At 61.2% G+C, this 24,840-nt stretch carries 26 protein-coding genes; 16 read left to right on the forward strand and 10 right to left on the reverse strand.

Annotated elements, in window-relative coordinates; all coding sequences use genetic code 11:
* Positions 1–127 precede the first annotated feature (127 nt).
* The 3 genes from M2397_RS10330 (at position 128) to M2397_RS10340 (ending at position 1,824) form a co-directional block, all read left to right on the forward strand.
* Entirely contained in the window at positions 128–766 is a 639-nt protein-coding gene (locus tag M2397_RS10330; RefSeq protein WP_131697962.1) for a DUF6036 family nucleotidyltransferase, read from the forward strand.
* Positions 750–1,199: a hypothetical protein gene (locus tag M2397_RS10335; protein ID WP_131697961.1), complete on the forward strand. Its 450-nt coding sequence runs from the start codon at positions 750–752 to the stop codon at positions 1,197–1,199. Before M2397_RS10330 ends, M2397_RS10335 begins: the two co-directional genes overlap by 17 nt.
* Positions 1,200–1,563: 364 nt before the next feature.
* On the forward strand, positions 1,564–1,824 hold the full coding sequence (locus M2397_RS10340; RefSeq protein ID WP_131697960.1) for a DUF6124 family protein: 261 nt from the start codon (positions 1,564–1,566) through the stop codon (positions 1,822–1,824).
* A gap of 129 nt (positions 1,825–1,953) precedes the next feature.
* Here the strand turns inward: M2397_RS10340 and nagE are convergent, their stop codons facing one another.
* The 7 genes from nagE to M2397_RS10375 form a co-directional block, all read right to left on the reverse strand.
* On the reverse strand, positions 1,954–3,660 hold the full coding sequence (gene nagE, locus M2397_RS10345) for an N-acetylglucosamine-specific PTS transporter subunit IIBC (protein ID WP_259242912.1): 1,707 nt from the start codon (positions 3,658–3,660) through the stop codon (positions 1,954–1,956).
* 26 nt (positions 3,661–3,686) lie between these two features.
* The gene (ptsP, locus tag M2397_RS10350; protein WP_259242914.1) at positions 3,687–6,197 is read right to left on the reverse strand and encodes a phosphoenolpyruvate--protein phosphotransferase; all 2,511 of its coding nucleotides are present in this window, start codon (positions 6,195–6,197) and stop codon (positions 3,687–3,689) included.
* Positions 6,198–6,226: 29 nt separating this feature from the next.
* Positions 6,227–7,237, reverse strand: a complete 1,011-nt coding sequence (locus tag M2397_RS10355) for an SIS domain-containing protein (protein ID WP_131698011.1) — start codon at positions 7,235–7,237, stop codon at positions 6,227–6,229.
* On the reverse strand, positions 7,230–8,336 hold the full coding sequence (nagA, locus tag M2397_RS10360; protein ID WP_131697957.1) for an N-acetylglucosamine-6-phosphate deacetylase: 1,107 nt from the start codon (positions 8,334–8,336) through the stop codon (positions 7,230–7,232). The genes M2397_RS10355 and nagA overlap by 8 nt, the downstream gene beginning before the upstream one ends.
* A gap of 10 nt (positions 8,337–8,346) precedes the next feature.
* The gene (locus tag M2397_RS10365) at positions 8,347–9,105 is read right to left on the reverse strand and encodes a GntR family transcriptional regulator (RefSeq protein WP_131697956.1); all 759 of its coding nucleotides are present in this window, start codon (positions 9,103–9,105) and stop codon (positions 8,347–8,349) included.
* Positions 9,106–9,367: 262 nt separating this feature from the next.
* Complete coding sequence (locus M2397_RS10370) at positions 9,368–9,871, reverse strand: murein L,D-transpeptidase family protein (RefSeq protein ID WP_131697955.1); 504 nt, start codon at positions 9,869–9,871, stop codon at positions 9,368–9,370.
* 37 nt (positions 9,872–9,908) lie between these two features.
* The gene (locus tag M2397_RS10375; RefSeq protein ID WP_131697954.1) at positions 9,909–10,457 is read right to left on the reverse strand and encodes an NUDIX hydrolase; all 549 of its coding nucleotides are present in this window, start codon (positions 10,455–10,457) and stop codon (positions 9,909–9,911) included.
* Between the two features lie 146 nt (positions 10,458–10,603).
* Between M2397_RS10375 and M2397_RS10380 the strand changes: the two genes are divergently transcribed.
* The 5 genes from M2397_RS10380 (at position 10,604) to purT (ending at position 13,860) form a co-directional block, all read left to right on the forward strand.
* Positions 10,604–11,206: a CoA pyrophosphatase gene (locus M2397_RS10380; protein WP_071489281.1), complete on the forward strand. Its 603-nt coding sequence runs from the start codon at positions 10,604–10,606 to the stop codon at positions 11,204–11,206.
* A 35-nt stretch (positions 11,207–11,241) separates the two neighbouring features.
* On the forward strand, positions 11,242–11,766 hold the full coding sequence (locus tag M2397_RS10385; RefSeq protein WP_065939223.1) for a gamma carbonic anhydrase family protein: 525 nt from the start codon (positions 11,242–11,244) through the stop codon (positions 11,764–11,766).
* Complete coding sequence (locus M2397_RS10390) at positions 11,763–11,978, forward strand: DUF1289 domain-containing protein (RefSeq protein WP_259242923.1); 216 nt, start codon at positions 11,763–11,765, stop codon at positions 11,976–11,978. The genes M2397_RS10385 and M2397_RS10390 overlap by 4 nt, the downstream gene beginning before the upstream one ends.
* A 163-nt stretch (positions 11,979–12,141) precedes the next feature.
* A complete protein-coding gene (locus M2397_RS10395) occupies positions 12,142–12,609 on the forward strand; it encodes a VUT family protein (RefSeq protein ID WP_027605452.1) in 468 nt (155 codons plus the stop codon).
* 69 nt (positions 12,610–12,678) lie between these two features.
* The gene (purT, locus tag M2397_RS10400; protein WP_145338405.1) at positions 12,679–13,860 is read left to right on the forward strand and encodes a formate-dependent phosphoribosylglycinamide formyltransferase; all 1,182 of its coding nucleotides are present in this window, start codon (positions 12,679–12,681) and stop codon (positions 13,858–13,860) included.
* A gap of 95 nt (positions 13,861–13,955) precedes the next feature.
* Here purT and M2397_RS10405 read toward each other — a convergent pair whose 3' ends face one another.
* The 3 genes from M2397_RS10405 to M2397_RS10415 form a co-directional block, all read right to left on the reverse strand.
* Positions 13,956–15,266, reverse strand: a complete 1,311-nt coding sequence (locus M2397_RS10405) for an MFS transporter (protein WP_259242925.1) — start codon at positions 15,264–15,266, stop codon at positions 13,956–13,958.
* A 295-nt stretch (positions 15,267–15,561) separates the two neighbouring features.
* Positions 15,562–16,800 (reverse strand): transporter associated domain-containing protein, encoded by a 1,239-nt coding sequence (locus M2397_RS10410; RefSeq protein ID WP_259242927.1) that lies wholly within the window; start codon positions 16,798–16,800, stop codon positions 15,562–15,564.
* 12 nt (positions 16,801–16,812) lie between these two features.
* Positions 16,813–17,625, reverse strand: coding sequence for an inner membrane protein YpjD (locus M2397_RS10415; RefSeq protein WP_122720320.1), 813 nt, complete (start codon positions 17,623–17,625; stop codon positions 16,813–16,815).
* A 234-nt stretch (positions 17,626–17,859) separates the two neighbouring features.
* Between M2397_RS10415 and ffh the strand changes: the two genes are divergently transcribed.
* The 8 genes from ffh to M2397_RS10455 all read left to right on the forward strand — a co-directional run bounded on the left by ffh (position 17,860) and on the right by M2397_RS10455 (position 24,812).
* On the forward strand, positions 17,860–19,236 hold the full coding sequence (ffh, locus tag M2397_RS10420) for a signal recognition particle protein (RefSeq protein WP_010207982.1): 1,377 nt from the start codon (positions 17,860–17,862) through the stop codon (positions 19,234–19,236).
* 250 nt (positions 19,237–19,486) lie between these two features.
* Positions 19,487–19,738, forward strand: coding sequence for a 30S ribosomal protein S16 (rpsP, locus tag M2397_RS10425; protein WP_003238923.1), 252 nt, complete (start codon positions 19,487–19,489; stop codon positions 19,736–19,738).
* Between the two features lie 5 nt (positions 19,739–19,743).
* Positions 19,744–20,280: a ribosome maturation factor RimM gene (rimM, locus tag M2397_RS10430; protein ID WP_027605457.1), complete on the forward strand. Its 537-nt coding sequence runs from the start codon at positions 19,744–19,746 to the stop codon at positions 20,278–20,280.
* Positions 20,262–21,035 carry a tRNA (guanosine(37)-N1)-methyltransferase TrmD gene (gene trmD / locus M2397_RS10435; protein ID WP_184743990.1) on the forward strand — a complete coding sequence of 258 codons (774 nt, stop codon included), beginning with the start codon at positions 20,262–20,264 and terminating at the stop codon, positions 21,033–21,035. The genes rimM and trmD overlap by 19 nt, the downstream gene beginning before the upstream one ends.
* Before the next feature lie 45 nt (positions 21,036–21,080).
* On the forward strand, positions 21,081–21,431 hold the full coding sequence (gene rplS / locus M2397_RS10440) for a 50S ribosomal protein L19 (protein ID WP_003175895.1): 351 nt from the start codon (positions 21,081–21,083) through the stop codon (positions 21,429–21,431).
* 177 nt (positions 21,432–21,608) lie between these two features.
* Entirely contained in the window at positions 21,609–22,505 is an 897-nt protein-coding gene (gene xerD / locus M2397_RS10445; RefSeq protein WP_259242938.1) for a site-specific tyrosine recombinase XerD, read from the forward strand.
* A gap of 141 nt (positions 22,506–22,646) precedes the next feature.
* Positions 22,647–23,378, forward strand: coding sequence for a thioredoxin fold domain-containing protein (locus M2397_RS10450; RefSeq protein WP_003175893.1), 732 nt, complete (start codon positions 22,647–22,649; stop codon positions 23,376–23,378).
* A gap of 129 nt (positions 23,379–23,507) precedes the next feature.
* Positions 23,508–24,812, forward strand: coding sequence for a homoserine dehydrogenase (locus tag M2397_RS10455; RefSeq protein WP_027605461.1), 1,305 nt, complete (start codon positions 23,508–23,510; stop codon positions 24,810–24,812).
* The last annotated feature ends 28 nt before the right edge of the window (positions 24,813–24,840 follow it).

Genomic DNA, 24,840 nt, shown 5'->3' on the forward strand with positions numbered 1-24,840 from the left:
CCTACAACCCTTTCAGGTTGTCCCTAGGAACCCGCCTCAATAACCTTCGCCGGTCGCTGACAATTCAGTGATCGGGGTTTGAACTCAAGACCCGTTCAGTAACGTTGCACCGGCTTGAGATTCAATAATGGAGTTACCAGACGTCGTCGTTCCTAGACTCAATACGAGTACTGCACTGGGGCAAGCATTGGTTTCGATGTTCAAGTCCATCGAGGTGGAGTTAATGCTTGAGGGCGCCGCGTCAGGCGCGGTCAAGGTCATTGTATTCGGTGGTTGCGCTGTTCATTTATATACGCACCACCGTGTTTCCACTGACGTGGATGCAGAGATTTATTGCGCGAATATTCAGGACAAGCTGCGTCTGCGGACATTGCTGGCCGAGTTTCCAGAGCAGTTTTTCGACCAGCAGTCTGGCCGTGTAATGGAACTGAATTACGATCTTCAGTACAACACGGGTTTTGGCCCGCTTCACGAAGATTACTGGGAACGCAGTCTTCCCCTCGAAGAGTTTCCTGATGAGTCTGCATTGCATCTGCGTATAGCTGCGCCTATCGATATTGCAATTTCCAAACTGGGTAGAGCGACTGATCAGGACATTGGCGATATCATGGCGTTGCTTAGGGCCGGCTTCATTGTGACCACTGAGTTCCGCCGGCTGGCGTTGCAGGCGATTGATATGTATGTTGGTAACAAAGAGCCACCTAGATCCATTCTGACCAATATTTTGCACGATTATCTGGACACTGAAGTTGACGAAGCCTTTTGATGGTCCAGTCCTCTCTTGCGCCTTGGGGACTCTGGTCAAAGAACCTTTGAATCAGGCTGATGACACTGCTCTTGTCAGTGCAGCGAAAGCGGTTTGGTACTCGGAAGCGAACCTTGTGGGCGAGGTGAGAGCTTTTCTGGAGGAACACTCCAGTGAGGTGGAACTTCGTCGCGCAGGCTACTTGCTTGAGCGATTCACGCGTTTTTCGTGTGCGACAGACAGTCGGGTAATGGAGGCGTTGAAGGCGCTTGAGTTGTTTTCTGCTTCCAGGCAAGACGTAAAACCACAAGGTACTGTTGCGCTTCGCCGTCGTCGTGATGAGTTGGCAGTGTCTTGGGGGTTGAGTGAAGGGCTGGGTTTGAAGGCTCAGGCATTGATACCTTTTCAGACCCGCCACTACGAGGCGCAACAACGTGCGGCAGCATCTACCTAAGCGTTGGTCGCGATCAGAGGACCCGGTTCAGGCCGGTTTTTTATTGTCTGCGATATCTTCAGCTCTCGGAGATTTCCCACAATCTGTTCAGGTTGTCCCTCGGAACTCACCTCACTAACCTTCGCCAGTCGCTGCTCATTCAGCGATCGGGACTGCAAGCCCGCCGAAACCTCACCAGTTAGTCACAAGCGCCTTTATAATTGCGGCGCTTTTTCATGGTCGTCATTTATGGCGGCTGTGTGCGGGAGACCTTCGGGTCTACCGAGATTTACTGGTGATTCTCGGTCTTGCAGGCCTGCACACAGCTGCCACCCATCAACTGCAAGTGACGCTGGTAGCTCTTACTTCACACCAGAGGTTTACCATGATCAAAGACAGTCCAAATCCCCCATCCGCCTCTCAACCCACCGACCAACTCTTCACCGTACTGCCCCATCTGAACAGCGAAACCTTGCTTGCCAACGCATCCCAGGATCTGGCATCCGTGCAGGCGCTGGCGGCCCATCTGGCGTTTGACATCGACGGCTCGCAGCGTGATGCGGTGCTGGGCATTCACCGGATGGTGGAGGGGATCCAGTTGATGGTGGATCGAGTACTGGATTTATCCGAGGTGCCTGCGCAGTAGTAATTCGGCGCCGATGAGGCCCATTCGCGAGCAAGCCCGCTCCCACATTTGACCGTATTGCCAAGTCGGGCACCGATCAAAATGTGGGAGTGGGCTTGCCCGCGATTGGTCAGTACGGTCACCGCAGCTCTATACCCTGGCGCCTACGTTACGGCCACTGACCAAGCGCTCCAGTGCGTCCCCCAACCCCGACGCCTTGTCACCCATCACCAGGTGCCAGACCCCGCTGTCCAGTTGGCGCACACCCTGGCAACCCAACGCCGTCAGTTGAGCTTCGGACACCACCGAATCATCGCCCAACTCCACCCGCAGCCGGGTCATCGCCACCGCTTCCAGCTGGCGCACATTGCCTCGACCGCCCAGTGCGGCCAGCCATTGTTCGGCCTCCTGCGCATTCACCGCAGCCGACTTATCCACAGGCACAGCCGCTACGGGTGCAGAGGCTACAAACGATGGCATCGCCAACCGAATTTCATCGGCAATGCTGTCCGCCAGCGGCCCGACCACCACCTGCAAACTCCCCCCATTGCCAGGCCGCACCACGGCCATCGCACCCAGGGCTTTCAATTCGGCATCCACGGCTTTGTTGCGGTCGACCATGTCCAACCGCAGGCGCGTGGTGCAGGCGCCCACACTGAGCAAGTTGGCCGCACCGCCCAAGGCCCGGATGTAAGCCGTGGCGCGCTGGTTATCACTCATCGCTGCAGCCTGCGCCACCTGGATATCCTCACGGCCCGGGGTTTTCAGGTTGAAACGGCGGATGCAGTAACTGAAGACGCTGTAGTAGATCGCGGCATACGCCAGGCCCACCGGGATCACCAGCCAGCCGTTGGTGGACTTGCCCCAGCCCAGCACCATGTCGATAAACCCACCGGAGAAGGTAAAGCCCAGGTGGATATTCAGCATATTGGTCACCGCCATCGACAGGCCGGTGAGCAGCGCGTGGATCAGGTACAGGAACGGTGCGAGGAACATGAACGCGAATTCAATCGGCTCGGTCACCCCGGTCAGGAACGACGTCAGCGCCATCGACAGGAAGATCCCGCCCATCACCTTGCGCCGCTCCGGCAGGGCGTTACGGTACATCGCCAGGCACGCGGCGGGCAGGCCGAACAGCATCACCGGGAACATGCCGGTCATGAACTGGCCGCCTTTCGGGTCGCCGGCAAAGTAGCGGGTCAGGTCGCCGGTGACGACGGCGCCGGTGACCGGGTCGGTGAAGGTACCGAACACGAACCACGCCATATTGTTGAGGATATGGTGCAAACCGGTGACGATCAGCAGGCGGTTGAACACGCCAAACACGAACGCGCCGAAGCTGCCACTTTCCATCAGCAACACGCCGAAGCTATTGATGCCGTGCTGGATCGGCGGCCAGATCAGGCCAAAGATCACCCCCAGCGCAACGGCCGAGAACCCGGTGACAATCGGCACAAACCGCCGCCCGCCGAAGAACGCCAGGTATTCCGGCAGCTTGATGTCCTTGAAGCGGTTATACAGCGCACCGGCCATCAGGCCGCTGGCGATACCGGCGAGCATGCCCATGTTGATGCTGCTGTCCATCACCTTGAGGGTGGAGACCATTACCAGGTAACCAATCGCACCGGCCAGCCCGGCCGTACCGTTGTTGTCGCGGGCAAAGCCCACGGCGATGCCGATGGCGAAGATCAGTGCCAGGTTGGCGAAGATCGCCTGGCCGGCATCGTGCATCACCGCGATGTTCAACAGGTCGGTGTCACCCAATCGCAGCAGCAGGCCGGCAATCGGCAAGATGGCGATGGGCAGCATCAGCGCGCGGCCCAGGCGTTGCAGCCCTTCGATGAATAATTGGTGCATGGCGGGTCTCCTTTTTCTTGTTGTTGTCAGCTCAGCGGCCAGTGGTGTTGACAGGCTTGGCGAACTGCCTTGGCGCTGCTCAGGTCAAGCAGGCCCTGGCTGAGTTGCCGGCATTGCGCCGCGTCCAGGTGACGGACGCGGTCCTTGATTTCTGCGATCTGCGGCGGGCTCACCGACAGTTCGCTGACCCCCAGGCCGACCAGCACCGGCGTGGCCAGCGGATCGGACGCCAGGGCGCCGCACACGCCGACCCAACGCCCGTGTTTCGCCGCGCCGGTACAGGTCTGGGCGATCAGCCGCAACAGCGCCGGGTGCAGCGCATCGACACGTGCGGCGAGGCCGGCGTGGTCGCGGTCCATGGCCAGGGTGTACTGGGACAGATCGTTGGTGCCGATGGACAGGAAGTCCGCGTGCTCGGCCAACTGCTCGGCCATCAGCGCCGCGGCGGGCACTTCGATCATCACCCCCAGCTCGGGGCGTTGGGTCAGTTCCAGCTCTGCACACAACTCATCCAGGCGCTGGCGAATCTGCAGCAGTTCGTCGACTTCGCTGACCATCGGCAGCAGGATGCGACAGCGCGCCAACGGCGAAACTCGCAGCAGCGCGCGCAGTTGCTGGTCGAGCAGTTCGGGACGCACCTGGGCCATGCGGATGCCGCGCAGGCCCAGCACCGGGTTGGCTTCGGCGGGCAGCGGCAGGTAGTCGAGCTGCTTGTCGCCACCGACGTCGATGGTGCGGATGATCACCGACTTGTCGCCCATGGCGTCCAGCACGGCTTGATAAGCGTCGCATTGTTCCTGCTCATCCGGCGCGGTGCGGCGGTCGACGAAGAGGAATTCGGTGCGCAGCAGGCCGACGCCATCGGCGCCGTTCTCAAACGCTATGTGCGCCTCGGCACTCGACGCGACATTGGCGGCCACTTCGATGCCCACGCCATCGCGGGTCAGGGCCGGCGATTGGGCCTGGGCCTGTTGATGCTGGCGGCGCAGTTTTTGTGCGTCACGCATCTGGTGTACTTCGGCATGGCGCGCCTCGCTGGGGGCCAGCTCCAAGCGGCCGTTGACGGCGTCGAGCACCACGCGCTGGCCTTGCGGTACAGCGAGCACTTCAGCACCCAGGGCGACCACGCAAGGCAAGCCCTTGCCCCGGGCCAGGATCGCCACATGGGAGGTGGCGCCGCCTTCGGCCATGCAGATCCCGGCAGTCTGTTGCGCGCTCAGTTGCAGCAAATCCGAAGGGGTCAGTTCATGGGCACTGACAATCGCCCCCGCAGGCAACTCGAAATGCCAGGCTTCGCCCAACAGTGCGCGCAGCACCCGTTGTTGCAGATCGCGCAGGTCGTTGGCGCGTTCGGCGAACAGCGGCTTGCCCAGGGCCAGCAATACCGCGCACTGCGCCTGGATCGCATCGCGCCAGGCGTGGGTGGCGGCGCTGCCGTGTTCGATGGCGTCGGTGGCGGCCTCCAGCAGGGCCGGGTCTTCGAGCAGGGCGAGGTGGGCGGCGAAGATCTCTTCTTCTTCGACGGCCTTGCGTTGGCGAGCCTGGTCCAGGGTGCTGCGGACCTCACCGCGCACCTGCTCCAGGGCTGCGTCCAGGCGTTGCAGTTGTTCGTCGGTGACGTGATTGCCGGGGTCTGACGGCAACTCGATACCCGCCAGCCGGAACAACGGCCCGCAGACCAGTCCCGGTGCCGCACACACGCCCTGCAACACATCTGCCTCAGTAGTTGCCCGGCGTGGCATGGCGACGACCGGTGCGTGGTGTTCTTGCTTAACCGCGACGGACAAGGCCGCGACCAGCGCCTGCAGCGCGGCCTCGGCGTCCTTGCCGCGACAGGTCACGCGCACCTCGTCGCCTTCGCCAATGCCCAGCCCCATCAGGCCGATCAGGCTGTCGCAAGCGGCCGACTTGGCGCCGAAGTGCACCTTTGCCTGGCTGCTGAAACCCTGGGCGGTCTTGCGGATCAGCGCCGCCGGTCGTGCGTGCAGGCCGCCACGGTGAGTCACGCGCACGCTGGCGCTGGCTTCGGCGACGACGTTATCCACAGCCGTTTGCAGCGGCGCGGTTGCGCGTGGCACGACCTGCAACAGCGGTTCGCCCAGCTTGACGGTTTTCGCGGCAAGCGGGCGCAGTTCAAAGTGTTCGCCATTGGTGAGGATGATCAGGCTGATCAGGCTTTTGCACTGGCGGGCGATACGGTCCAGGTCAAAGCGCACCAGCGCCTGCCCATTGCGGACCCGGGCGCCTTCCTTGACCAGCAGGGCAAACCCTTCGCCATTCAATTCGACCGTGTCGATGCCGATGTGCAGCAACACTTCGGCGCCATTGTCGGCACGAATCGTCAAGGCGTGGCCGGTGCGGGCGACATGGATGATTACGCCATCACACGGCGCATGCAGGCAATCGTTGAGCGGGTCGATAGCGATGCCGTCGCCCATGGCGCCGCTGGCGAACACGTCATCAGGCACGGTGCCCAGGGCCAGTAACGGCCCGCTTAGGGGCGCGTTGAGGGTTAATTCATTATTGTTGTTGGACATGGGCACGGTACTCATCAGGAAAGCGCGACTCAGTGAGTGCGGGTAACTTTGCTCAGGTGGCGCGGCTGGTCCGGGTCCATGCCCCGAGCGACCGCCAGGCCGGCCGCCATGACGTAGAAACTCTGGATCGCCAGGATCGGATCCAGGCTCGGGTGTTCGGCGCGGCTCAGGGTCAAGTCGCGTTCGGCGATATCGTCCGGCGCGGCGAGCAGCACGCGGGCGCCGCGCTGGCGCATATCGGCGGCCAGGCTCAACAAGCCGGCTTGCTCGGCACCCCGTGGTGCGAAGACCAGCAGCGGGTAGTCCGCGCCGATCAAGGCCATCGGCCCGTGGCGCACCTCGGCGCTGCTGAAGGCTTCGGCCTGGATCGCCGAGGTTTCCTTGAGCTTGAGCGCCGCTTCCTGGGCGATGGCAAAACCGGCGCCACGGCCGATCACCATCAGTTGCTGGCAGCCACGCAGCGCCTCGATGGCGTGCGTCCAGTCCTGCCCGGCGGCCTCACGCAGGCCAGCGGGCAGGGCATGGCAGGCTTGCAGCAAGTCGGGCTCCTGGTTCCAGTGGCCGATCAGCAGCGCGCTGGCGCTGAGGGTGGCGATAAAGCTCTTGGTCGCGGCCACGCTGAGTTCCGGCCCGGCGCACAGGGGCACATGGAATTCACAGGCGGCTTCCAGCGGTGAGTCTTCGACGTTGACCAGCGAGATGCTCAAGGCGCCACGCTTGCGCAGCAGGCGCAGGCTGTTGACCAGGTCCGGGCTTTGCCCCGACTGGGAGAAACCGAACGCTACCTGGCCGCTGACTTTCATTGGTGCTTGCAACAAGGTCACCACCGACATCGGTAACGACGCCACCGGGATGCCGACATGCTGCATGGCCAGGTAGGCGAAGTAGCTGGCGGCGTGGTCCGAGCTGCCCCGCGCAATGGTCATCGCCACTTGTGGCGGCTGGCGGCGCAGGCGGCCGGCGACTTCTTCCAGCAACGGTTCCAGGCGTTGCAGTTGCGCCGCGACGGCGTCACAGGAGGCCAAGGCCTCTTCAAGCATCTTTGAAGACAATGGTTTCTCCTTCGACCATGACGTCGGTGAGGTGCAGGGAGCGGTCCAGGCGCACGCAGTCGGCGAAGCTGCCGGGTTGCAGGCGACCGCGTTGTTCCAGGCCTAGGTAGTCCGCCGGAAATTGCGACAGGCGTTGTGAGGCTTCGCTGATGGGCAGGCCGATTTTCACCAGGTTGCGCAGCGCCTGATCCATGGTCAGGGTGCTGCCGGCCAGGGTGCCGTCGGCCAGGCGCACGCCGCCCAGGCATTTGGTCACGGTGTGGCTGCCCAGCTTGTACTCGCCGTCGGGCATGCCGGCGGCGGCGGTGGAGTCGGTGACGCAGTACAGGCACGGGATCGCGCGCAGGGCCACGCGCATGGCGCCGGGGTGCACGTGGAGCAAATCCGGGATCAACTCGGCGTACTGGGCGTGGGCCAGCGCGGCGCCGACGATGCCCGGTTCGCGGTGATGCAACGGGCTCATGGCGTTGTACAAATGGGTGAAGCTGGTGGCGCCGGCAGCGAGGGCGGCGACGCCTTCTTCATAGCTGCCCAGGGTGTGGCCGATCTGCATACGCACGCCGCGCTCGCTGAGGGCGCGGATCAGGGCGTCGTGGCCGGCGATTTCCGGGGCGATGGTAATTACCCGGATCGGCGCCAGGCGCAGGTAGGCTTCAACTTCGGCCATCAATGCGGTATGAGCGAAGTTGGGTTGCGCGCCGAGTTTTCCCGGATTGATGTAGGGGCCTTCCAGGTGCACGCCGAGTACCCGGGCGCTGCCTGCAGGACGCTGTTCGCAGAAGCGGCCGAGTTGGCCCAGCACGCTGGAGATTTCCTCCACCGGGGCAGTCATGGTGGTGGCCAGCAGCGACGTGGTGCCGAAGCGCACGTGGGTGCGAGTGATGGTCTCGAAGGCGTCGGCGCCTTCCATGATGTCTTTACCGCCGCCGCCGTGGACGTGCAGGTCGATAAAACCCGGCAGCAGGTACGGCAAGTCGTTTTCAGCCGGATCGCAAGGCTCGCCTTCAATGGCGATGACCTTGCCGTGCTGGTGCACCAGGCGGCCGCGCATCCAGCCGTGGGGCGTGAGGATATTGTCTTCGGACATGGGCAGTTCTCTAAGGCCGCAACTCGGCGGCAAAGTCATAACGGCGAAGCTCTGCGACAAAGTCGTAGTAGTCGTTGCGGCAGTAGGTGTCGGTGATTTCGATCGGCGTGTTGTCGGCGGTGTAGCCGACCCGGGTCATCAGCAGCATGGCGGTGCCGGGGGCGATGCCCACCAGCTTGGCGAATTCATCCGAGGCGTTGATCGCCTGGATGTGTTGCAGGGCGCGAACGATGGGTTTGCCGATGCCTTCCAGGTATTCGTACAGCGAATTGCCGATGGCTTGCGGCTGCGGCAGTACCGAGGCGGGCATGGCGGTCATCTCGATCGCCATCACGGTGTCATCGGCCTTACGCAGGCGTTTGAGGCGCGCGACCTTGTCGTTCGGCGACAGGCACAGTCGGATCAGTTCTTCATGGGTCGGCGGGGTGATGTCACGTTCCAGCCATTGGGAACTGGGCACAAAGCCCTTGAGGCGCAACATCTCGCTGAACCCCGACAGGCGCGACAGCGGTTGCTCCAGGCGTGGCGTGATAAAGGTGCCGGAGCCCTGGCTGCGGCGGATCAGGCCTTGGGCAAACAACACTTCCAACGCTTTACGGGCGGTGACCCGCGAAATGCTCAGCTGCTCGCTGAGGGCACGCTCCGAGGGCAGGGCCTGTTCGGATTTCCACTGGCCGGCATGGATCGCCGCTTCCAGGTTGCGGGCCAATTGCAGGTACAGCGGTGTGGATTGCTTGTCGTCGGGACGCAGCGTCAGGATGGGGTTCATCTATGGGGTTTCCGATGCGGTTATTGGAGTGTTGTCGCCCGGTATTGGCCGGAAGCTAATACCACTTAAATACCATGTCAATGCTTCCAAAACGGTGCATGTAGCGGTTTAAGGGCACCTTAACGGTGCCTGGTATCAAGTGGTATTAGAGAGGTCTTTATAGCGCGCAGAGGTGCGCAGCCCGCGCAGTGAATTGGTATTCACTGGCAGGGGCTGCCGAGGGCAGGAATCTTTTTTGATTTATTTTACGAGCGGTCCAACGTCAGGGCCGAATCTCGATCAGCGTGCCGTCCTTGACCAGGTTCCAGACTTCGCGCATGTCGACGTTGCGCATGCCGATGCAGCCGTCCGTCCAGTCCAGGGTGTGAAACCACTGCTCCGGGTACTCTTCGGTGTCGGGCGTGCCGTGGATCATGATCATGCTGCCGGGCTTCACCCCTTCGCGTCGGGCGCGGGCGGCATCGCTGATATTGGGGTAGGAGATGTGCATGGACAGATAGTAGCGGTCGCTGGTCTTGCGCCAGTCGATCCAGTACAGGCCTTCCGGTGTGCGGCGGTCACCTTCGATCAGCTTGTGGCCCTTGGGGTTTTTGCCCAGAGAAATACGGTAGGTCTTGAAGGGCTTGCCGTCGTTGATCAACTGCAATTGGTGGGCGGACTTGAGCACCAGGACTTTTTCGACCGTCTTGCCACCCAGGGTTTCCACGGTAGAGGCTGACGACAGCGTGGCGAACGACAGGCAGATCAGAGCAAGCAACCAACGCATTAAAACGGTATCCCTGTGGCGACGAGCGGCCGAATGGTTATTGGGCGGGCTTGGAAAGAGGTGGCACGGCTTCGCTGCGCACCGGGAACGACTGCTGGCGGCGGTCGGCGAAAAAGTATTCTAGGGTACGCCCGACCGTGCGGAAAGCCAGCTCGGACCAAGGGATGTCAGCCTCGTCGAACAGCTGCACTTCGAGGCTTTCGGGGCCTGCGGCGAAGTCCAGGTCGACCAGTTCGGCACGGTAGAAAATATGCACCTGGCTGATGTGCGGCACATCAATCAGGGTATAGATGCTCAGGTTGCGTACGTGGGCGCAGGCTTCTTCCAGGGTCTCGCGCATGGCGGCCTGTTCCACGGTCTCGCCGTTTTCCATAAAACCTGCGGGCAGGGTCCAGTAACCCAGGCGCGGCTCGATGGCGCGGCGGCACAGCAGCACCTTATCGCCCCACACCGGCACGGTACCGGCGACGATATTGGGGTTTTGATAGTGAATGGTCGAGCAGTGATCACACACAAAACGCAGACGGGCGTCGCCGTCGGGAATGCGTTGGGTAACCGGTTTACCGCACTGGCTGCAGAAATTCATGCTGGGGTTCCTGGAAAGTGCGTCTATCTTGGCTTGGCCGGCAGGGCCCTGCAAGTTGTCGTTTAGCGACATGCCCCAGGTTTTGGGGTTGGGCACCCGGCGGCTTTGGTGCATGATGCAAGGTAGCCAACAGACCGAGATGACTCATGCTGGACGAGCTACTTCGCCGGGTAAGCAACCACACCCCCCACACGCTGGAAACCGACGGGCGTTTCCCCGAGGCCGCGGTACTGGTGCCGATTACCCGCAGTGACGAACCCGAGCTGATCCTGACCCTGCGCGCCAGCGGCCTGTCGACCCATGGTGGCGAAGTGGCCTTTCCCGGCGGGCGCCGCGACCCCGAAGACCCGGACCTGATCTTCACCGCCCTGCGTGAAGCTGAAGAAGAAATCGGCCTGCCCCCCGGCCTGGTGGAAGTCATCGGCCCGCTCAGCCCGCTGATCTCCCTGCACGGCATCCGGGTCACGCCCTATGTGGGGGTGATCCCCGATTACGTCGAATACCTGGCCAACGATGCCGAGATTGCCGCCGTCTTCAGCGTGCCCTTGGATTTTTTCCGACAGGACCCGCGCGAACATACCCACCGAATCGATTACCAGGGCCGCAGTTGGTACGTGCCCAGTTATCGCTTCGGCGAATACAAGATCTGGGGCCTGACGGCAATCATGATCGTCGAGTTGATCAACCTGCTTTATGACGACGCCAAGATCAGCCTGCACCAGCCGCCCAAGAGCTTCATCAATACCTAAGCCGTCGTTTGAACGGCCAGCCGTGAGGGAACACCATGAAATACCGCCTGGGCGATGCCCGCGTCGAGACCCATCCACACAGCTGGGTGGCGCCGAATGCCACGCTGGTGGGCAAGGTCAAGCTGGAGGAGGGCGCCAACGTCTGGTTCAACGCGGTGCTGCGCGGCGACAACGAACTGATCCTGATCGGCAAGAACAGCAACGTGCAGGACGGCAGCGTGATGCACACCGACATGGGCTACCCGCTGACCCTGGGTACCGGCGTGACCATCGGCCATAACGCCATGCTGCACGGCTGCACGGTCGACGATTACAGCCTGATCGGTATCAACGCGGTGATCCTCAATGGCGCCAAGATCGGCAAGCACTGCATCATCGGCGCCAACTCGTTGATCGGCGAAGGCAAGGAAATCCCTGACGGTTCCCTGGTGATGGGCTCGCCGGGCAAAGTGGTACGTGAATTGACTGATGCGCAAAAACGCATGCTCGAAGCCAGCGCCGCACACTATGTGCATAACGCCCAGCGGTATGCGCGTGACCTGGTCGAGCAGGAAGAATGAGTGCAGTTGAACGCCCCGTCGCCTCGCCGTGCGTGAGCATTTGCGCGCTGGATGACGACGATATTTGCACCGGCTGCCAGCGCAGCGTGGATGAAATCACGCGCTGGAGCCGCATGGACAACGCCGAACGGCGGGTGGTGTTGGGGTTGTGCCATGAGCGGGCGGTGGCGGGAGGGTTGGTGTTTATGGTTTCTGGTAAATCCGGCGCCTGATAGATCGCCATCGCGAGCAAGCCCCTCCCACACTTAACCGCGTTTGATCTGTAAGAATGCGGTCAAAATGTGGGAGGGGGCTTGCCCCCGATGAGGCCCACCCAGACGACATATTTCCAAATGTGAAGTACCCTGTGCCCCTTGTTCACAGGTCCCTCGCCCCATGCTCTTCCTGATCGCCTACATCAGCAGTGTCGTGCTGATCAACTTCGCCTTCTCCACCGCCCCGCACCTGGATGTCATCTGGTCGGCCTGGGGTGGCCTGGTGTTTATCCTGCGTGACATGGTGCAAACCCGCTTCGGCCACGGTGCGATCATCGCCATGCTGGCGGCGCTGGCGTTGTCGTATATCACCTCCGACCCGTCCATCGCCCTGGCCAGCGCAACGGCATTCGCGGTGTCGGAATGCATCGACTGGCTGGTGTTCAGCATCACCAAGCGCCCGCTCCACGACCGCCTGTGGATAAGTTCGGCACTGAGCATTCCCCTCGACACCTTTATCTTTTTCGGCCTGATCGGCGCACTCACTCCTGCCGTGGTGGGCACGGCCCTGGCGTCGAAGTTCGCCGGGGTCACGGTGGTGTGGCTGATCATGGCCTGGCGTATCCGCAAGCGGGCCGTCGCCAACTGAGGCCAATTTTTACAGTTCATGTAAAATGCCGGCCTTTCTCCCCATGATCCGCTCCCCTGAGGACCTGAGATGACCCGAATCGGAACTCCATTGTCGCCAACCGCGACCCGCGTTTTGCTGTGTGGCTGCGGTGAGCTGGGCAAGGAAGTGGTGATCGAACTGCAACGCCTGGGCGTTGAAGTGATTGCCGTGGATCGCTATGCCAATGCACCGGCCATGCAGGTTGCCCATCGCAGCCATGTGATCAATATGCTCGACGGCGCCGCCCTGCGTGCGGTGATCGAAGCGGAAAAGCCGCATTTCATCGTGCCGGAAATCGAAGCCATCGCCACCGCGACCCTGGTGGAGCTGGAGGCCGAAGGCTTCACCGTGATCCCGACCGCCCGCGCCGCGTCGCTGACCATGAATCGCGAAGGTATTCGTCGCCTGGCCGCCGAAGAGCTGGACCTGCCGACCTCGCCGTACCACTTCGCCGACACCTTCGAGGACTACAGCAAGGCTGTCCAGGACCTGGGCTTCCCTTGCGTGGTCAAGCCGGTGATGAGTTCGTCGGGCAAGGGCCAGAGCCTGCTGCGCAGCGCCGACGATGTGCAGAAAGCCTGGGACTACGCCCAGGAAGGCGGGCGTGCCGGTAAAGGCCGGGTGATCATCGAAGGCTTTATCGATTTCGACTATGAAATCACCCTGCTGACCGTGCGTCACATCGGCGGCACCACCTTCTGCGCGCCGGTGGGTCATCGTCAGGAGAAGGGCGACTATCAGGAATCCTGGCAGCCGCAAGCCATGAGCCCGATTGCCCTGGCCGAGTCCGAGCGTGTGGCCAAGGCAGTGACCGAGGCGTTGGGCGGTCGTGGCCTGTTTGGCGTGGAGCTGTTCATCAAAGGCGATCAGGTGTGGTTCAGCGAAGTGTCGCCGCGCCCCCATGACACCGGCCTGGTGACCCTGATTTCCCAGGACCTTTCGCAGTTTGCCCTGCATGCGCGCGCCATCCTGGGCCTGCCAATCCCGTTGATCCGTCAGTTCGGGCCTTCGGCTTCGGCGGTGATTCTGGTGGAAGGGCAGTCGACCCAGACCGCATTCGCCAACCTCGGCGCCGCCTTGAGCGAGCCGGACACGGCGTTGCGTCTGTTTGGTAAGCCAGAAGTGAATGGCCAGCGCCGCATGGGCGTGGCGTTGGCGCGGGATGAGTCGATTGAAGCGGCTCGAGCCAAGGCGACCCGTGCTTCCCAAGCGGTTGTTGTAGAGCTCTAAAAGCATCGGGGACAAGCCCCCTCCCACACTGACCGCGTTTAATCTGTAGGAATGCGGTCAAAATGTGAGAGGGGCTTGCCCCCAATAGCTGTTTATCAGGCAACCCTGTTCAAATCGTTATCCCGCGTCTCTTTCAGGCACAGCACCGCAATCAAGCTGAGCAACGCTGCCGCCGACACATACCCGCCGACATAACTCAGCCCACCCATCGCCACCAGCTTGGTCGCGAAGAACGGTGCGGCCGAAGCGCCGACAATCCCACCCAAGTTATACGCCGCCGAAGCCCCGGTATAACGCACGCGAGTCGGGAACAATTCCGGCAACAGCGCACCCATCGGCGCGAAGGTCACGCCCATCAGGAACAGCTCCAGGGCCAAAAACAGTGCTACGGCCCAGGTCGAACCGTGGGTCAACAGCGGTTCCATGGTAAAGCCCGACAGAATCGCCAGGACTGCGCCGACGATCAGCACCGGCTTGCGCCCATAGCGATCACTGGCCAGCGCCGCCAGCGGTGTGGCCAGACCCATGAACAGCACTGCAAAGCACAGCAACCCAAGGAACGTCTCGCGGCTGTAGCCCAGCGTCGAAACGCCGTAGCTCAGGGAAAAGGCCGTGGTGATGTAGAACAGCGCATAGCACACCACCATCGACGCGGCGCCCAGCAGGACCGGCAACCAATGCTGGCTGAACAGCTCCACCAACGGCACTTTCACCGGGGCTTCCTTCGCCACGGCATTGGTGAACACCGGGGTTTCATGCAGCTTCAGGCGCGCATACAGGCCGACCATCACCAAGGCTGCGCTGAGGATGAACGGGATACGCCAGCCCCAACTGCGGAACTGCTCGTCATTCAGGCTCATCGCCAGGATCAGGAACAAACCGTTGGCTGCCAGGAACCCGATCGAGGGGCCCAGTTGCGGGAACATGCCGAACCAGGCGCGCTTACCTTTCGGCGCGTTCTCGGTGGCCAGCAGTGCCGCGCCACCCCACTCGCCGCCAAGGCCCAGGCCCTGGCCGAAACGCAGCACGCACAACAGGATCGGCGCCCAGGCACCGATGCTGTCATAGCCGGGCAGCAAGCCGATCAGCGTGGTGCACACGCCCATCAGCAGCAGCGAGGCCACCAGGGTCGACTTGCGGCCGATGCGATCGCCAAAGTGGCCGAACAGCGCTGAGCCCAGTGGGCGGGCGATAAAGGCGATGCCGAAGGTCAGGAACGACGCCAGCATCTGCGCGGTACCGGAGGTCTGCGGAAAGAACACCGGCCCGATCACCAGCGCGGCAGCCGTGGCGTAGATATAGAAGTCGTAGAACTCGATGGCGGTGCCGACGATGCTCGCGGTGGCGACACGTGCGGTCGAGTTGGTCGGGGCGGCGGTCGCGGCCTCGTTATAGGTGGTGCTCATGGAGGTATCCCTGACGGTCGTTGCGCGTTTGGACGCGGATTATTATTGGGTCGAACACCCTTGGATCAGGGTAGTGCTCGGGGCGGCTCGGGATGGGAGCGGACACCGGTCGGACATGGTAAAGCGGTGCCTGGACGCGCTGAGTGCGGGTAGCACGCGGTCGGGCGGGGGCTTGGGTAAGCCGCAGGGATTATAGGAAGGGGTTTGGAATTACAACAAGTGACTGGAGCGCCGCAAATCAAAATGTGGGAGGAGGCTTGCCCCCTCCTACACTGGATTGTGGCTTATCAGGAAGTTATGAGGCTACTGGCACGTGGCTGGTATGCCAGATCAGCACCTTGCTGACGCGGTTGTCCTCGGTCTCAAGGATTTCCAGGCGGTAGCGGCCGATCTTCAGGCACACCGCACAATCCGGAATGGTCTCCAGTGCTTCGGTTACCAGGCCGTTGAGGGTCTTGGGGCCGTCGCTGGGCAGGTGCCAGCCCAGGCTCTTGTTCAATTCGCGGATCGAAGCGGCGCCGTCGATGATATAGCGGCCATCCGGCTGCGCTTCGATATGCGGGTTGTCCGCACTTTGCTCGTTTTCGAATTCGCCGACGATTTCTTCGAGAATATCTTCCAGGGTGACGATACCCAGTACTTCGCCGTATTCATCCACCACCATGCCCAGGCGTCGCTGCTGTTTGTGGAAGTTCAGCAGTTGCAGTTGCAGGGGCGTGCTTTCGGGGACGAAGTAGGGTTCGTAGGAAGCGTCCAGCAGGGCTTCCTTGGTCAGGCTGGCGTCCGGCAGCAGGTGCTGGATCAGCCGGGTGTTCAGTACGGCTTCAACCTGGTTGATGTCACTGTGGAACACCGGCAGGCGAGTGCGTGAGGAGGTGCGCAATTGCTCGATGATTTCTTCGATCGAGTCATCCAGGTTGATACCGTCCACTTCGCTGCGGGGCACCAGGATGTCATTGACGGTGATGTTGTCCAGGGCGTGGATACCCGGCATGCCAGGGGTGCGGCCGTCATCGGCCTCGGGCTGCGGTTCATCGTCGTGGCCGGGCTGTGGCTCATCGCTGTTTTTCACCACGCCGGGCTTTCGGGCAAACGGGCGCAGCAGCAACAGGCTGATGCCATTGAGCAGCCAGGCGGCGGGATAGAGGATTTTCAATGGCACGCCCAGCAGCGTGTTGCCGAAGCCCAGCACCGCTTGTGGATGACGGGTTGCCAGGGCGCGTGGCAGGTAGTCGGCCAGGATCAGCAGAACGGCGCAGGAGATCAGCCAGCCGAGCCACGGGCCGTTCTGTGCCCAGGCATAAATCGCCAGCAGGGTGCAGAGGATTACCACGGCCGCACGGCACAGGCTGTTGCAGAGGATCAGGCTGTGGCGCGGGAAACTCAGGCGGGCGGCAGCCTTGTCGCCCTGGCGTGTACCGGGGCGCAGGGCCAGCAGGTGTTGTTGTGCGGCTTCGATGGCGGTAAACAGCGCCGCCCATAACACCAGCAAGGCGATTACCGCGAGCATCGGCCCCAGGGGCAAGTTGTCCATTTTTGCTGCCCGTCAGATATGCAGGATGTATTCGCGAACCAGCTTGCTGCCGAAATAGGCCAACATCAGAAGGCAGAAACCGGCCAGGGTCCAGCGAATCGCTTTGTGTCCGCGCCAGCCAAGGCGGTTGCGGCCCCACAGCAATACGCTGAACACCACCCAGGCCAGGCACGCCAGCAGGGTCTTGTGCACCAGGTGCTGGGCAAACAGGTTTTCGACGAACAGCCAACCGGAAATCAGCGACAGCGACAGCAGCGTCCAGCCGGCCCACAGGAAACCGAACAACAGGCTTTCCATGGTTTGCAGGGGCGGGAAGTTCTTGATCAGCCCGGAAGGGTGCTTGTGCTTGAGCTGGTGGTCCTGCAGCAGCAGGAGCAAGGCCTGGAACACCGCGATGGTGAACATGCCGTAGGCCAGGATCGACAGCAGGATATGGGCGAGGATGCCTGGCTCCTCATCGATCACCTGCACCGTGCCGGTGGGGGCGAACTGCGCGAGCAGCACCGTCAGCACGCCCAATGGGAAGAGCAGGACCAGCAGGTTCTCGACAGGAATCCGATAACAGGCCATCAGCGTCAGCGCAATGACCGCCGCCGCGATCAGGCTGGCGGCGCTGAAGAAGTCCAGGCCAAGGCCAACCGGCGTCATCAGGTGGGTGAACAGGCTCGCAGCATGGGCCAGCAGGGCGAGGACGCCCAGGCCGACCAGCAGGCGTTTGTCCGCCTTGGCGCCTTTGGCCAGACGAGTGCCCTGATAAAGGGTCGCAGCGGCATACACGATGGCGGCGGCGAGGCTGGGTAGCAAACTGGGTGACAAGGGGAGCATAAATCCTGAGAGGCAAGCCCGAAAGGCGCTGAGTTTGGCATACACCTGCGTTCCACGAAAGACTCCAGGGCCAGACAGCGGGTGTGCATGGGCGCAGTCTTCGCTATAATCCGCGACCTGCCCACGCCGCAGGCTCGCCGAGCGCTGTTTTTAATAGCGATTTACCACAGCCTGGGCCGCCATTACCTCGGTCTACTAATGCATTTCGATGAATAGGGCCTGAAAGGATCGCGCATGTTTGAAAACCTGACTGACCGTCTCTCGCAGACGCTGCGCCACGTAACCGGCAAGGCCAAGCTGACCGAGGACAATATTAAAGACACCCTGCGTGAAGTGCGCATGGCGTTGCTGGAAGCCGATGTCGCCTTGCCTGTGGTCAAGGACTTCGTCAACTCGGTCAAGGAACGTGCGGTCGGCACTGAAGTGTCCCGCAGCCTGACTCCGGGCCAGGCCTTTGTGAAGATCGTCCAGGCCGAACTCGAAAGCCTGATGGGCGCGGCCAACGAAGACCTGAACCTCAGCGCCGTGCCACCGGCCGTCGTATTGATGGCCGGCCTGCAAGGTGCGGGTAAGACCACCACCGCCGGCAAGCTGGCGCGCTTCCTTAAAGAGCGCAAGAAGAAGTCCGTGATGGTGGTGTCGGCTGACGTGTACCGTCCGGCGGCCATCAAGCAGTTGGAAATGCTCGCGGGCGAAGTGGGTGTGACCTTCTTCCCGTCCGACCTGAGCCAGAAGCCGGTCGACATCGCCAACGCCGCTATTAAAGAAGCAAAACTGAAATTCATCGACGTGGTCATCGTCGATACCGCCGGTCGCCTGCACATCGATGAAGAGATGATGGGCGAGATCAAGGCGCTGCATGCCGCGATCAATCCGGTCGAGACGTTGTTCGTGGTCGACGCCATGACCGGCCAGGATGCGGCCAACACCGCCAAGGCCTTCGGCGACGCGCTGCCGCTGACCGGCGTGATCCTCACCAAGGTCGACGGCGACGCCCGTGGCGGTGCCGCGCTGTCGGTGCGTGCCATCACCGGCAAGCCGATCAAGTTCATCGGTATGGGCGAGAAGAGCGACGCGCTCGAACCGTTCCACCCTGAGCGTATCGCCTCGCGTATCCTCGGCATGGGTGACGTGCTCAGCCTGATCGAACAGGCCGAAGCCACCCTCGACAAGGACAAGGCCGATAAACTGGCCAAGAAGCTGAAGAAGGGCAAGGGCTTCGACCTCGAAGACTTCCGCGACCAGCTGCAACAAATGAAGAACATGGGCGGCCTCGGCGGCCTGATGGACAAGCTGCCGAACATCGGCGGTGTGAACCTGGCGCAAATGGGCAATGCCCAAGGCGCGGCGGAGAAGCAGTTCAAACAGATGGAAGCCATCATCAACTCCATGACCCCGGCCGAGCGCCGCGACCCTGAGCTGATCAGTGGTTCGCGCAAGCGTCGGATCGCCATGGGTTCCGGCACCCAGGTGCAGGATATCGGTCGCTTGATCAAGCAGCACAAGCAGATGCAGAAAATGATGAAGAAATTCTCCGCCAAGGGCGGAATGGCCAAGATGATGCGCGGCATGGGCGGTATGTTGCCCGGCGGCGGCATGCCGAAAATGTAAAGAATTCGAGCGGGAGTTCACTCCTGCTCCGACCCACAGCGATGTGGGATCTCCAGCAAACCCGCCGTTGGCGGGGGCTGACCTGCCGTTTTAACCGACGGCTCTCTAGCAGATCTGAATGGCACGCTGATAGGCGCCAGAAAAAGACATTTGCAAAAGTCCGGATATTCCTTAGAATATGCGGCCTTTCGGGCACCTATGCCCGCTGTGCATTTAGATTTGCAGCACCGACTACAGGAACGATGTTCACATGCTAACAATCCGTCTTGCCCTTGGCGGCTCCAAAAAGCGCCCGTTTTACCACTTGACCGTAACTGACAGCCGCAACCCACGTGACGGCTCTCACAAGGAACAAGTAGGTTTCTTCAACCCGATCGCTCGTGGTCAAGAAGTCCGCCTGTCCGTGAACCAAGAGCGCGTAGCCTACTGGCTGAGCGTTGGTGCACAACCGTCTGAGCGTGTTGCCAAGTTGTTGAAGGACTCGGCTAAGGCCGCAGCCTGAGCAATATGAACGCGACGCCAACTGTTGCTGATGATTTGATCGTTATTGGCAAGATTTATTCTGTTCATGGCGTTCGCGGCGAAGTGAAGGTGTATTCCTTTACTGATCCGACTGAAAACCTGTTGCAGTACAAAACCTGGACGCTTAAGCGCGAAGGTAGTGTGAAACAGGTCGAGCTGGTCAGTGGACGCGGGAGCGATAAGTTCCTGGTCGCAAAGCTCAAGGGTCTTGATGATCGTGAAGAAGCTCGTCTTCTGGCCGGTTATGAGATCTGCGTGCCGCGCAACCTGTTCCCTGAATTGACCGATGGCGAGTACTACTGGTACCAGCTGGAAGGTCTGAAGGTTATTGATCAACTCGGGCAATTGTTCGGGAAAATCGATCATCTTCTGGAAACCGGCGCCAATGATGTAATGGTGGTCAAGCCTTGCGCTGGCAGCCTGGATGATCGCGAACGCCTGTTGCCCTATACCGAGCAATGCGTGTTGGCTGTCGACCTGGCAGCGGGCGAGATGAAGGTGGAATGGGACGCGGACTTCTAAGCGTGGCTAATTTGCGCATTGAAGTGATCAGTTTGTTTCCCGAGATGTTTTCCGCCATCAGCGAGTACGGCATCACCAGTCGGGCGGTGAAACAGGGGCTGTTGCAGCTTACCTGTTGGAACCCGCGAGACTACACGACGGATCGACATCACACTGTGGACGATCGCCCATTTGGCGGTGGCCCGGGCATGGTGATGAAGATCAAGCCCCTGGAAGACGCGTTGGCTCAGGCCAAGGTCGCTGCCGGGGAGAAGGCGAAGGTTATTTACCTGTCCCCTCAAGGCCGCCAGCTGAAACAGGCTGGGGTCCGCGAACTGGCGAATGAGGAAGCACTGATCCTGATTGCCGGTCGCTATGAAGGCATTGACGAGCGTTTTATTGATGCTCATGTCGATGAAGAGTGGTCGATTGGGGACTATGTCCTGTCTGGCGGCGAGCTGCCGGCGATGGTCCTGATAGATGCGGTTACACGACTGCTGCCTGGAGCTTTAGGGCATGCGGACTCCGCGGAGGAAGATTCCTTCACGGACGGTTTGCTGGATTGCCCGCACTACACCCGACCGGAGGTGTATGCGGATCAGCGTGTTCCCGACGTATTGCTAAGTGGCAATCACGCACACATCCGGCGTTGGCGTTTACAGCAGTCCCTTGGTCGGACCTATGAACGACGCGCCGATCTTCTGGAAAGCCGCTCGCTTTCTGGAGAAGAGAAGAAGCTGCTCGAGGAATACATCCTCGCGCGGGACGATAGTTAACAACGTATCGATGGTAGGTCCATTGACTTACCTTAGGAGCACAGCATGACTAACAAAATCATCCTTGCACTCGAAGCAGAGCAGATGACCAAAGAGATCCCTACCTTTGCCCCAGGCGACACCATTGTCGTCCAGGTGAAAGTGAAGGAAGGCGACCGTTCGCGTCTGCAAGCGTTCGAAGGCGTGGTAATCGCCAAGCGTAACCGTGGTGTGAACAGTGCTTTCACTGTTCGTAAAATCTCCAACGGTGTTGGCGTAGAGCGTACTTTCCAGACCTACAGCCCGCAAATCGACAGCATGGCCGTTAAGCGTCGCGGTGACGTACGTAAAGCCAAGCTGTACTACCTGCGTGACCTGTCCGGTAAAGCAGCTCGCATCAAGGAAAAACTGGCTTAAGTCCAGCTTCCCGATGCAGAAAAAAGCAGCCTACGGGCTGCTTTTTTGTGCCCGCGATTTGAGCTGCCCTTGGCGGAAATGCGGCCTGCTGCGACGGTTCATACCTTCAAGCGTGTGTACATGGCTGGGCTGCGATAGGATCTACCCGATACCCGCACTTTCCTTAGCTGAGCCCTCATGCCTGCCATTGACCACCCCATGATCGACCGCTTCCTCGACGCCCTCTGGCTGGAAAAAGGCCTGTCAGACAACACCCGCCAGGCCTACCGCAGCGACCTGGCGCTGTTCAACGGCTGGTTGCATGAGAAACACTTGGAACTGATCAATGCCGGCCGCGAGCTGATCCTCGATCACCTGGCCTGGCGTTTGGAGCAGAACTACAAACCCCGTTCCACTGCACGGTTTCTCTCCGGTGTGCGTGGTTTTTATCGCTATTTGCTGAGGGAGAAACTGATCGCCCTCGATCCAACCCTGCAAATCGATATGCCGCAACTGGGTAGGCCTTTACCCAAATCCCTGTCGGAAGCCGACGTCGATGCCTTGCTTGCTGCGCCCGACCTCAGCGAAGCCATCGGCCAGCGTGACCGCGCGATGCTGGAAGTGTTGTATGCCTGCGGCCTGCGGGTCACGGAGCTGATCAGCCTGACTCTGGAGCAAGTCAATCTGCGTCAAGGGGTGCTGCGGGTAATGGGCAAGGGCAGCAAGGAACGGCTGGTGCCGATGGGGGAGGAAGCAATTGTGTGGGTCGAGCGCTATATGCGCGATGCCCGTAGCGAGCTGCTTGGCGGGCGGCCAAGCGATGTGCTGTTTCCCAGCCAGCGTGGCGAGCAGATGACCCGCCAGACGTTCTGGCATCGCATCAAGCACCAGGCCAAGGTGGCGGGGATCGGCAAGAGCCTGTCGCCCCACACCTTGCGCCATGCATTCGCCACCCATTTGCTCAACCACGGCGCGGATTTGCGCGTGGTGCAAATGCTGCTCGGGCACAGCGACTTATCCACCACCCAGATCTATACCCACGTGGCGCGTGCGCGCTTGCAGGAAATGCATGCCAAGCACCACCCACGAGGCTGAAAACCGCCAATTTATCCCGCCACGGGCTGCCCTGCGGCCCAACTGTGGTAGGCTTTGCCGGTTAGCAAAGGGACGGCCCGCACCCGTGTTTGCGTATCGGCGTGCCTGCGCCCGTCCCTGCATCTGCCTTCAGGAGTTTCCATGCGCTTGACCCAGATTATTGCCGCCGCAGCCATTGCGTTGGTTTCCACCTTTGCCGTCGCCGATGACGCTGCCGAGCAGACCATCCGCAAGAGCCTGGCCAACCTGCAGCTCGACACCCCGATCGAAAGCATCAGCGCCAGCCCGATGGCCGGCCTGTATGAAGTCAAGCTCAAGGGCAGCCGTGTGCTGTACGCCAGTGCAGACGGTCAGTACATCGTTCAGGGCTACCTGTTCCAGCTCAAGGACGGCAAGCCGGTCAACCTGACCGAGAAAGCCGAGCGCCTGGGTGTATCCAAGCTGATCAACGGCATCCCGGTGGCGGAAACCGTGGTTTACCCAGCTATCGGCGAAACGAAGACCCATATCACCGTGTTCACCGACACCACCTGCCCGTACTGCCATAAGCTGCATGCCGAAGTGCCTGCGCTGAACAAGCTGGGTGTTGAAGTACGCTACGTAGCGTTCCCGCGCCAGGGTCTGGGTTCGCCGGGCGACGAGCAGCTGCAGGCCGTATGGTGCTCGGCCGACAAGAAAGCTGCCATGGACAAGATGGTCGATGGCAAGGAAATCAAGGCCGCCAAGTGCGCCAACCCGGTGTCGAAGCAGTTTGCCCTGGGCCAGTCCATCGGCGTCAACGGTACACCGGCCATCGTTTTGGCTGACGGCCAGGTGATTCCGGGCTACCAGCCGGCACCACAAGTTGCCAAACTGGCGCTGAGTGCCAAATAAACCAGCATCGTCGAACCTTTGACGATCATGGCCCGCGGATAAGTCGACGGGCTATTAATTGAAAGCCGCAGTTGTGCGGCTGTTTTCCACGGCCGACCTAGCGTCGGCCGTTTCATGGGGAGTTCTTCAGTGAAACCGGTCAAAGTAGGCATTTGTGGGTTAGGGACCGTCGGTGGCGGCACCTTCAACGTACTTCAGCGTAATGCTGAAGAAATTTCCCGCCGTGCAGGGCGTGGGATTGAAGTGGCGCAAATTGCCACGCGTTCGCCAAAGCCTCAGTTCCAAACGACCGGTATTGCGATTACCAACGATGTCTTCGCCGTGGCCACCAACCCTGAAATCGATATCGTCATCGAGCTGGTGGGCGGTTACACCGTGGCCCGCGAGCTGGTGCTCAAGGCTATCGAAAACGGCAAGCACGTGGTCACCGCCAACAAGGCGCTGATTGCCGTGCACGGCAACGAGATCTTCGCCAAGGCCCGCGAGAAGGGCGTGATCGTCGCGTTCGAAGCCGCGGTTGCCGGTGGTATCCCGGTGATCAAGGCGATCCGTGAAGGCCTGTCCGCCAACCGCATCAATTGGGTAGCCGGTATCATCAACGGCACCGGTAACTTCATCCTCACCGAAATGCGCGAGAAGGGCCGTACCTTCGAAGACGTGCTGGCCGAAGCCCAGGCGCTGGGTTACGCCGAAGCCGACCCGACATTCGACGTGGAAGGCATCGACGCGGCGCACAAGCTGACCATCCTGGCGTCCATCGCCTTTGGTATCCCGTTGCAGTTCGACAAGGCCTACACCGAAGGCATCACCAAGCTGACCACTGCCGACGTGAACTACGCCGAAGCCCTGGGCTACCGCATCAAGCACCTCGGTGTCGCGCGTAGCACTCCGGCGGGTATCGAGTTGCGTGTGCATCCGACGCTGATCCCGGCCGACCGCCTGATCGCCAACGTCAATGGCGTGATGAACGCCGTGATGGTCAACGGTGATGCCGCCGGTTCCACCCTGTTCTACGGCGCCGGTGCCGGCATGGAGCCGACCGCTTCGTCGGTGATCGCCGATCTGGTGGACGTGGTTCGCGCCATGACCAGCGACCCGGAAAACCGCGTGCCGCACCTGGCCTTCCAGCCGGATTCGCTGTCGGCCCACCCGATCCTGCCGATTGAGGCCTGCGAAAGCGCCTACTACCTGCGCATCCAGGCCAAGGATCACCCAGGCGTATTGGCCCAGGTGGCCAGCATCCTGTCGGAGCGCGGTATCAACATCGAGTCGATCATGCAGAAGGAAGTCGAGGAGCAGAACGGCCAGGTGCCGATGATCCTGCTGACCCACCGCGTGCTCGAGCAGCACATCAACGATGCCATCACTGCTCTGGAGGCCTTGCAAGGCGTCGTGGGCCCGGTGGTGCGGATTCGCGTCGAACACCTGAACTAACCGATCTGTTCCAGAGGCCCCGCGTGTG

This window comes from Pseudomonas sp. BIGb0381, from assembly GCF_024809815.1.
Lineage (GTDB): Bacteria > Pseudomonadota > Gammaproteobacteria > Pseudomonadales > Pseudomonadaceae > Aquipseudomonas.

Coding starts and splice junctions, on each gene's coding strand:
- M2397_RS10415 (WP_122720320.1), bottom strand. CDS start 17,625: ATGCTCCCCTTGTCACCCAGTTTGCTACCCAGCCTCGCCGCCGCCATC.
- rpsP (WP_003238923.1), top strand. CDS start 19,487: ATGCTAACAATCCGTCTTGCCCTTGGCGGCTCCAAAAAGCGCCCGTTT.
- M2397_RS10395 (WP_027605452.1), top strand. CDS start 12,142: ATGCTCTTCCTGATCGCCTACATCAGCAGTGTCGTGCTGATCAACTTC.
- M2397_RS10370 (WP_131697955.1), bottom strand. CDS start 9,871: ATGCGTTGGTTGCTTGCTCTGATCTGCCTGTCGTTCGCCACGCTGTCG.
- nagA (WP_131697957.1), bottom strand. CDS start 8,336: ATGTCCGAAGACAATATCCTCACGCCCCACGGCTGGATGCGCGGCCGC.
- ffh (WP_010207982.1), top strand. CDS start 17,860: ATGTTTGAAAACCTGACTGACCGTCTCTCGCAGACGCTGCGCCACGTA.
- nagE (WP_259242912.1), bottom strand. CDS start 3,660: ATGCACCAATTATTCATCGAAGGGCTGCAACGCCTGGGCCGCGCGCTG.
- M2397_RS10365 (WP_131697956.1), bottom strand. CDS start 9,105: ATGAACCCCATCCTGACGCTGCGTCCCGACGACAAGCAATCCACACCG.
- trmD (WP_184743990.1), top strand. CDS start 20,262: ATGGGACGCGGACTTCTAAGCGTGGCTAATTTGCGCATTGAAGTGATC.
- M2397_RS10450 (WP_003175893.1), top strand. CDS start 22,647: ATGCGCTTGACCCAGATTATTGCCGCCGCAGCCATTGCGTTGGTTTCC.
- M2397_RS10405 (WP_259242925.1), bottom strand. CDS start 15,266: ATGAGCACCACCTATAACGAGGCCGCGACCGCCGCCCCGACCAACTCG.
- purT (WP_145338405.1), top strand. CDS start 12,679: ATGACCCGAATCGGAACTCCATTGTCGCCAACCGCGACCCGCGTTTTG.
- M2397_RS10375 (WP_131697954.1), bottom strand. CDS start 10,457: ATGAATTTCTGCAGCCAGTGCGGTAAACCGGTTACCCAACGCATTCCC.
- M2397_RS10355 (WP_131698011.1), bottom strand. CDS start 7,237: ATGCTTGAAGAGGCCTTGGCCTCCTGTGACGCCGTCGCGGCGCAACTG.
- rplS (WP_003175895.1), top strand. CDS start 21,081: ATGACTAACAAAATCATCCTTGCACTCGAAGCAGAGCAGATGACCAAA.
- M2397_RS10390 (WP_259242923.1), top strand. CDS start 11,763: ATGAGTGCAGTTGAACGCCCCGTCGCCTCGCCGTGCGTGAGCATTTGC.
- xerD (WP_259242938.1), top strand. CDS start 21,609: ATGCCTGCCATTGACCACCCCATGATCGACCGCTTCCTCGACGCCCTC.
- M2397_RS10410 (WP_259242927.1), bottom strand. CDS start 16,800: ATGGACAACTTGCCCCTGGGGCCGATGCTCGCGGTAATCGCCTTGCTG.
- M2397_RS10330 (WP_131697962.1), top strand. CDS start 128: ATGGAGTTACCAGACGTCGTCGTTCCTAGACTCAATACGAGTACTGCA.
- ptsP (WP_259242914.1), bottom strand. CDS start 6,197: ATGTCCAACAACAATAATGAATTAACCCTCAACGCGCCCCTAAGCGGG.
- M2397_RS10380 (WP_071489281.1), top strand. CDS start 10,604: ATGCTGGACGAGCTACTTCGCCGGGTAAGCAACCACACCCCCCACACG.
- rimM (WP_027605457.1), top strand. CDS start 19,744: ATGAACGCGACGCCAACTGTTGCTGATGATTTGATCGTTATTGGCAAG.
- M2397_RS10340 (WP_131697960.1), top strand. CDS start 1,564: ATGATCAAAGACAGTCCAAATCCCCCATCCGCCTCTCAACCCACCGAC.
- M2397_RS10385 (WP_065939223.1), top strand. CDS start 11,242: ATGAAATACCGCCTGGGCGATGCCCGCGTCGAGACCCATCCACACAGC.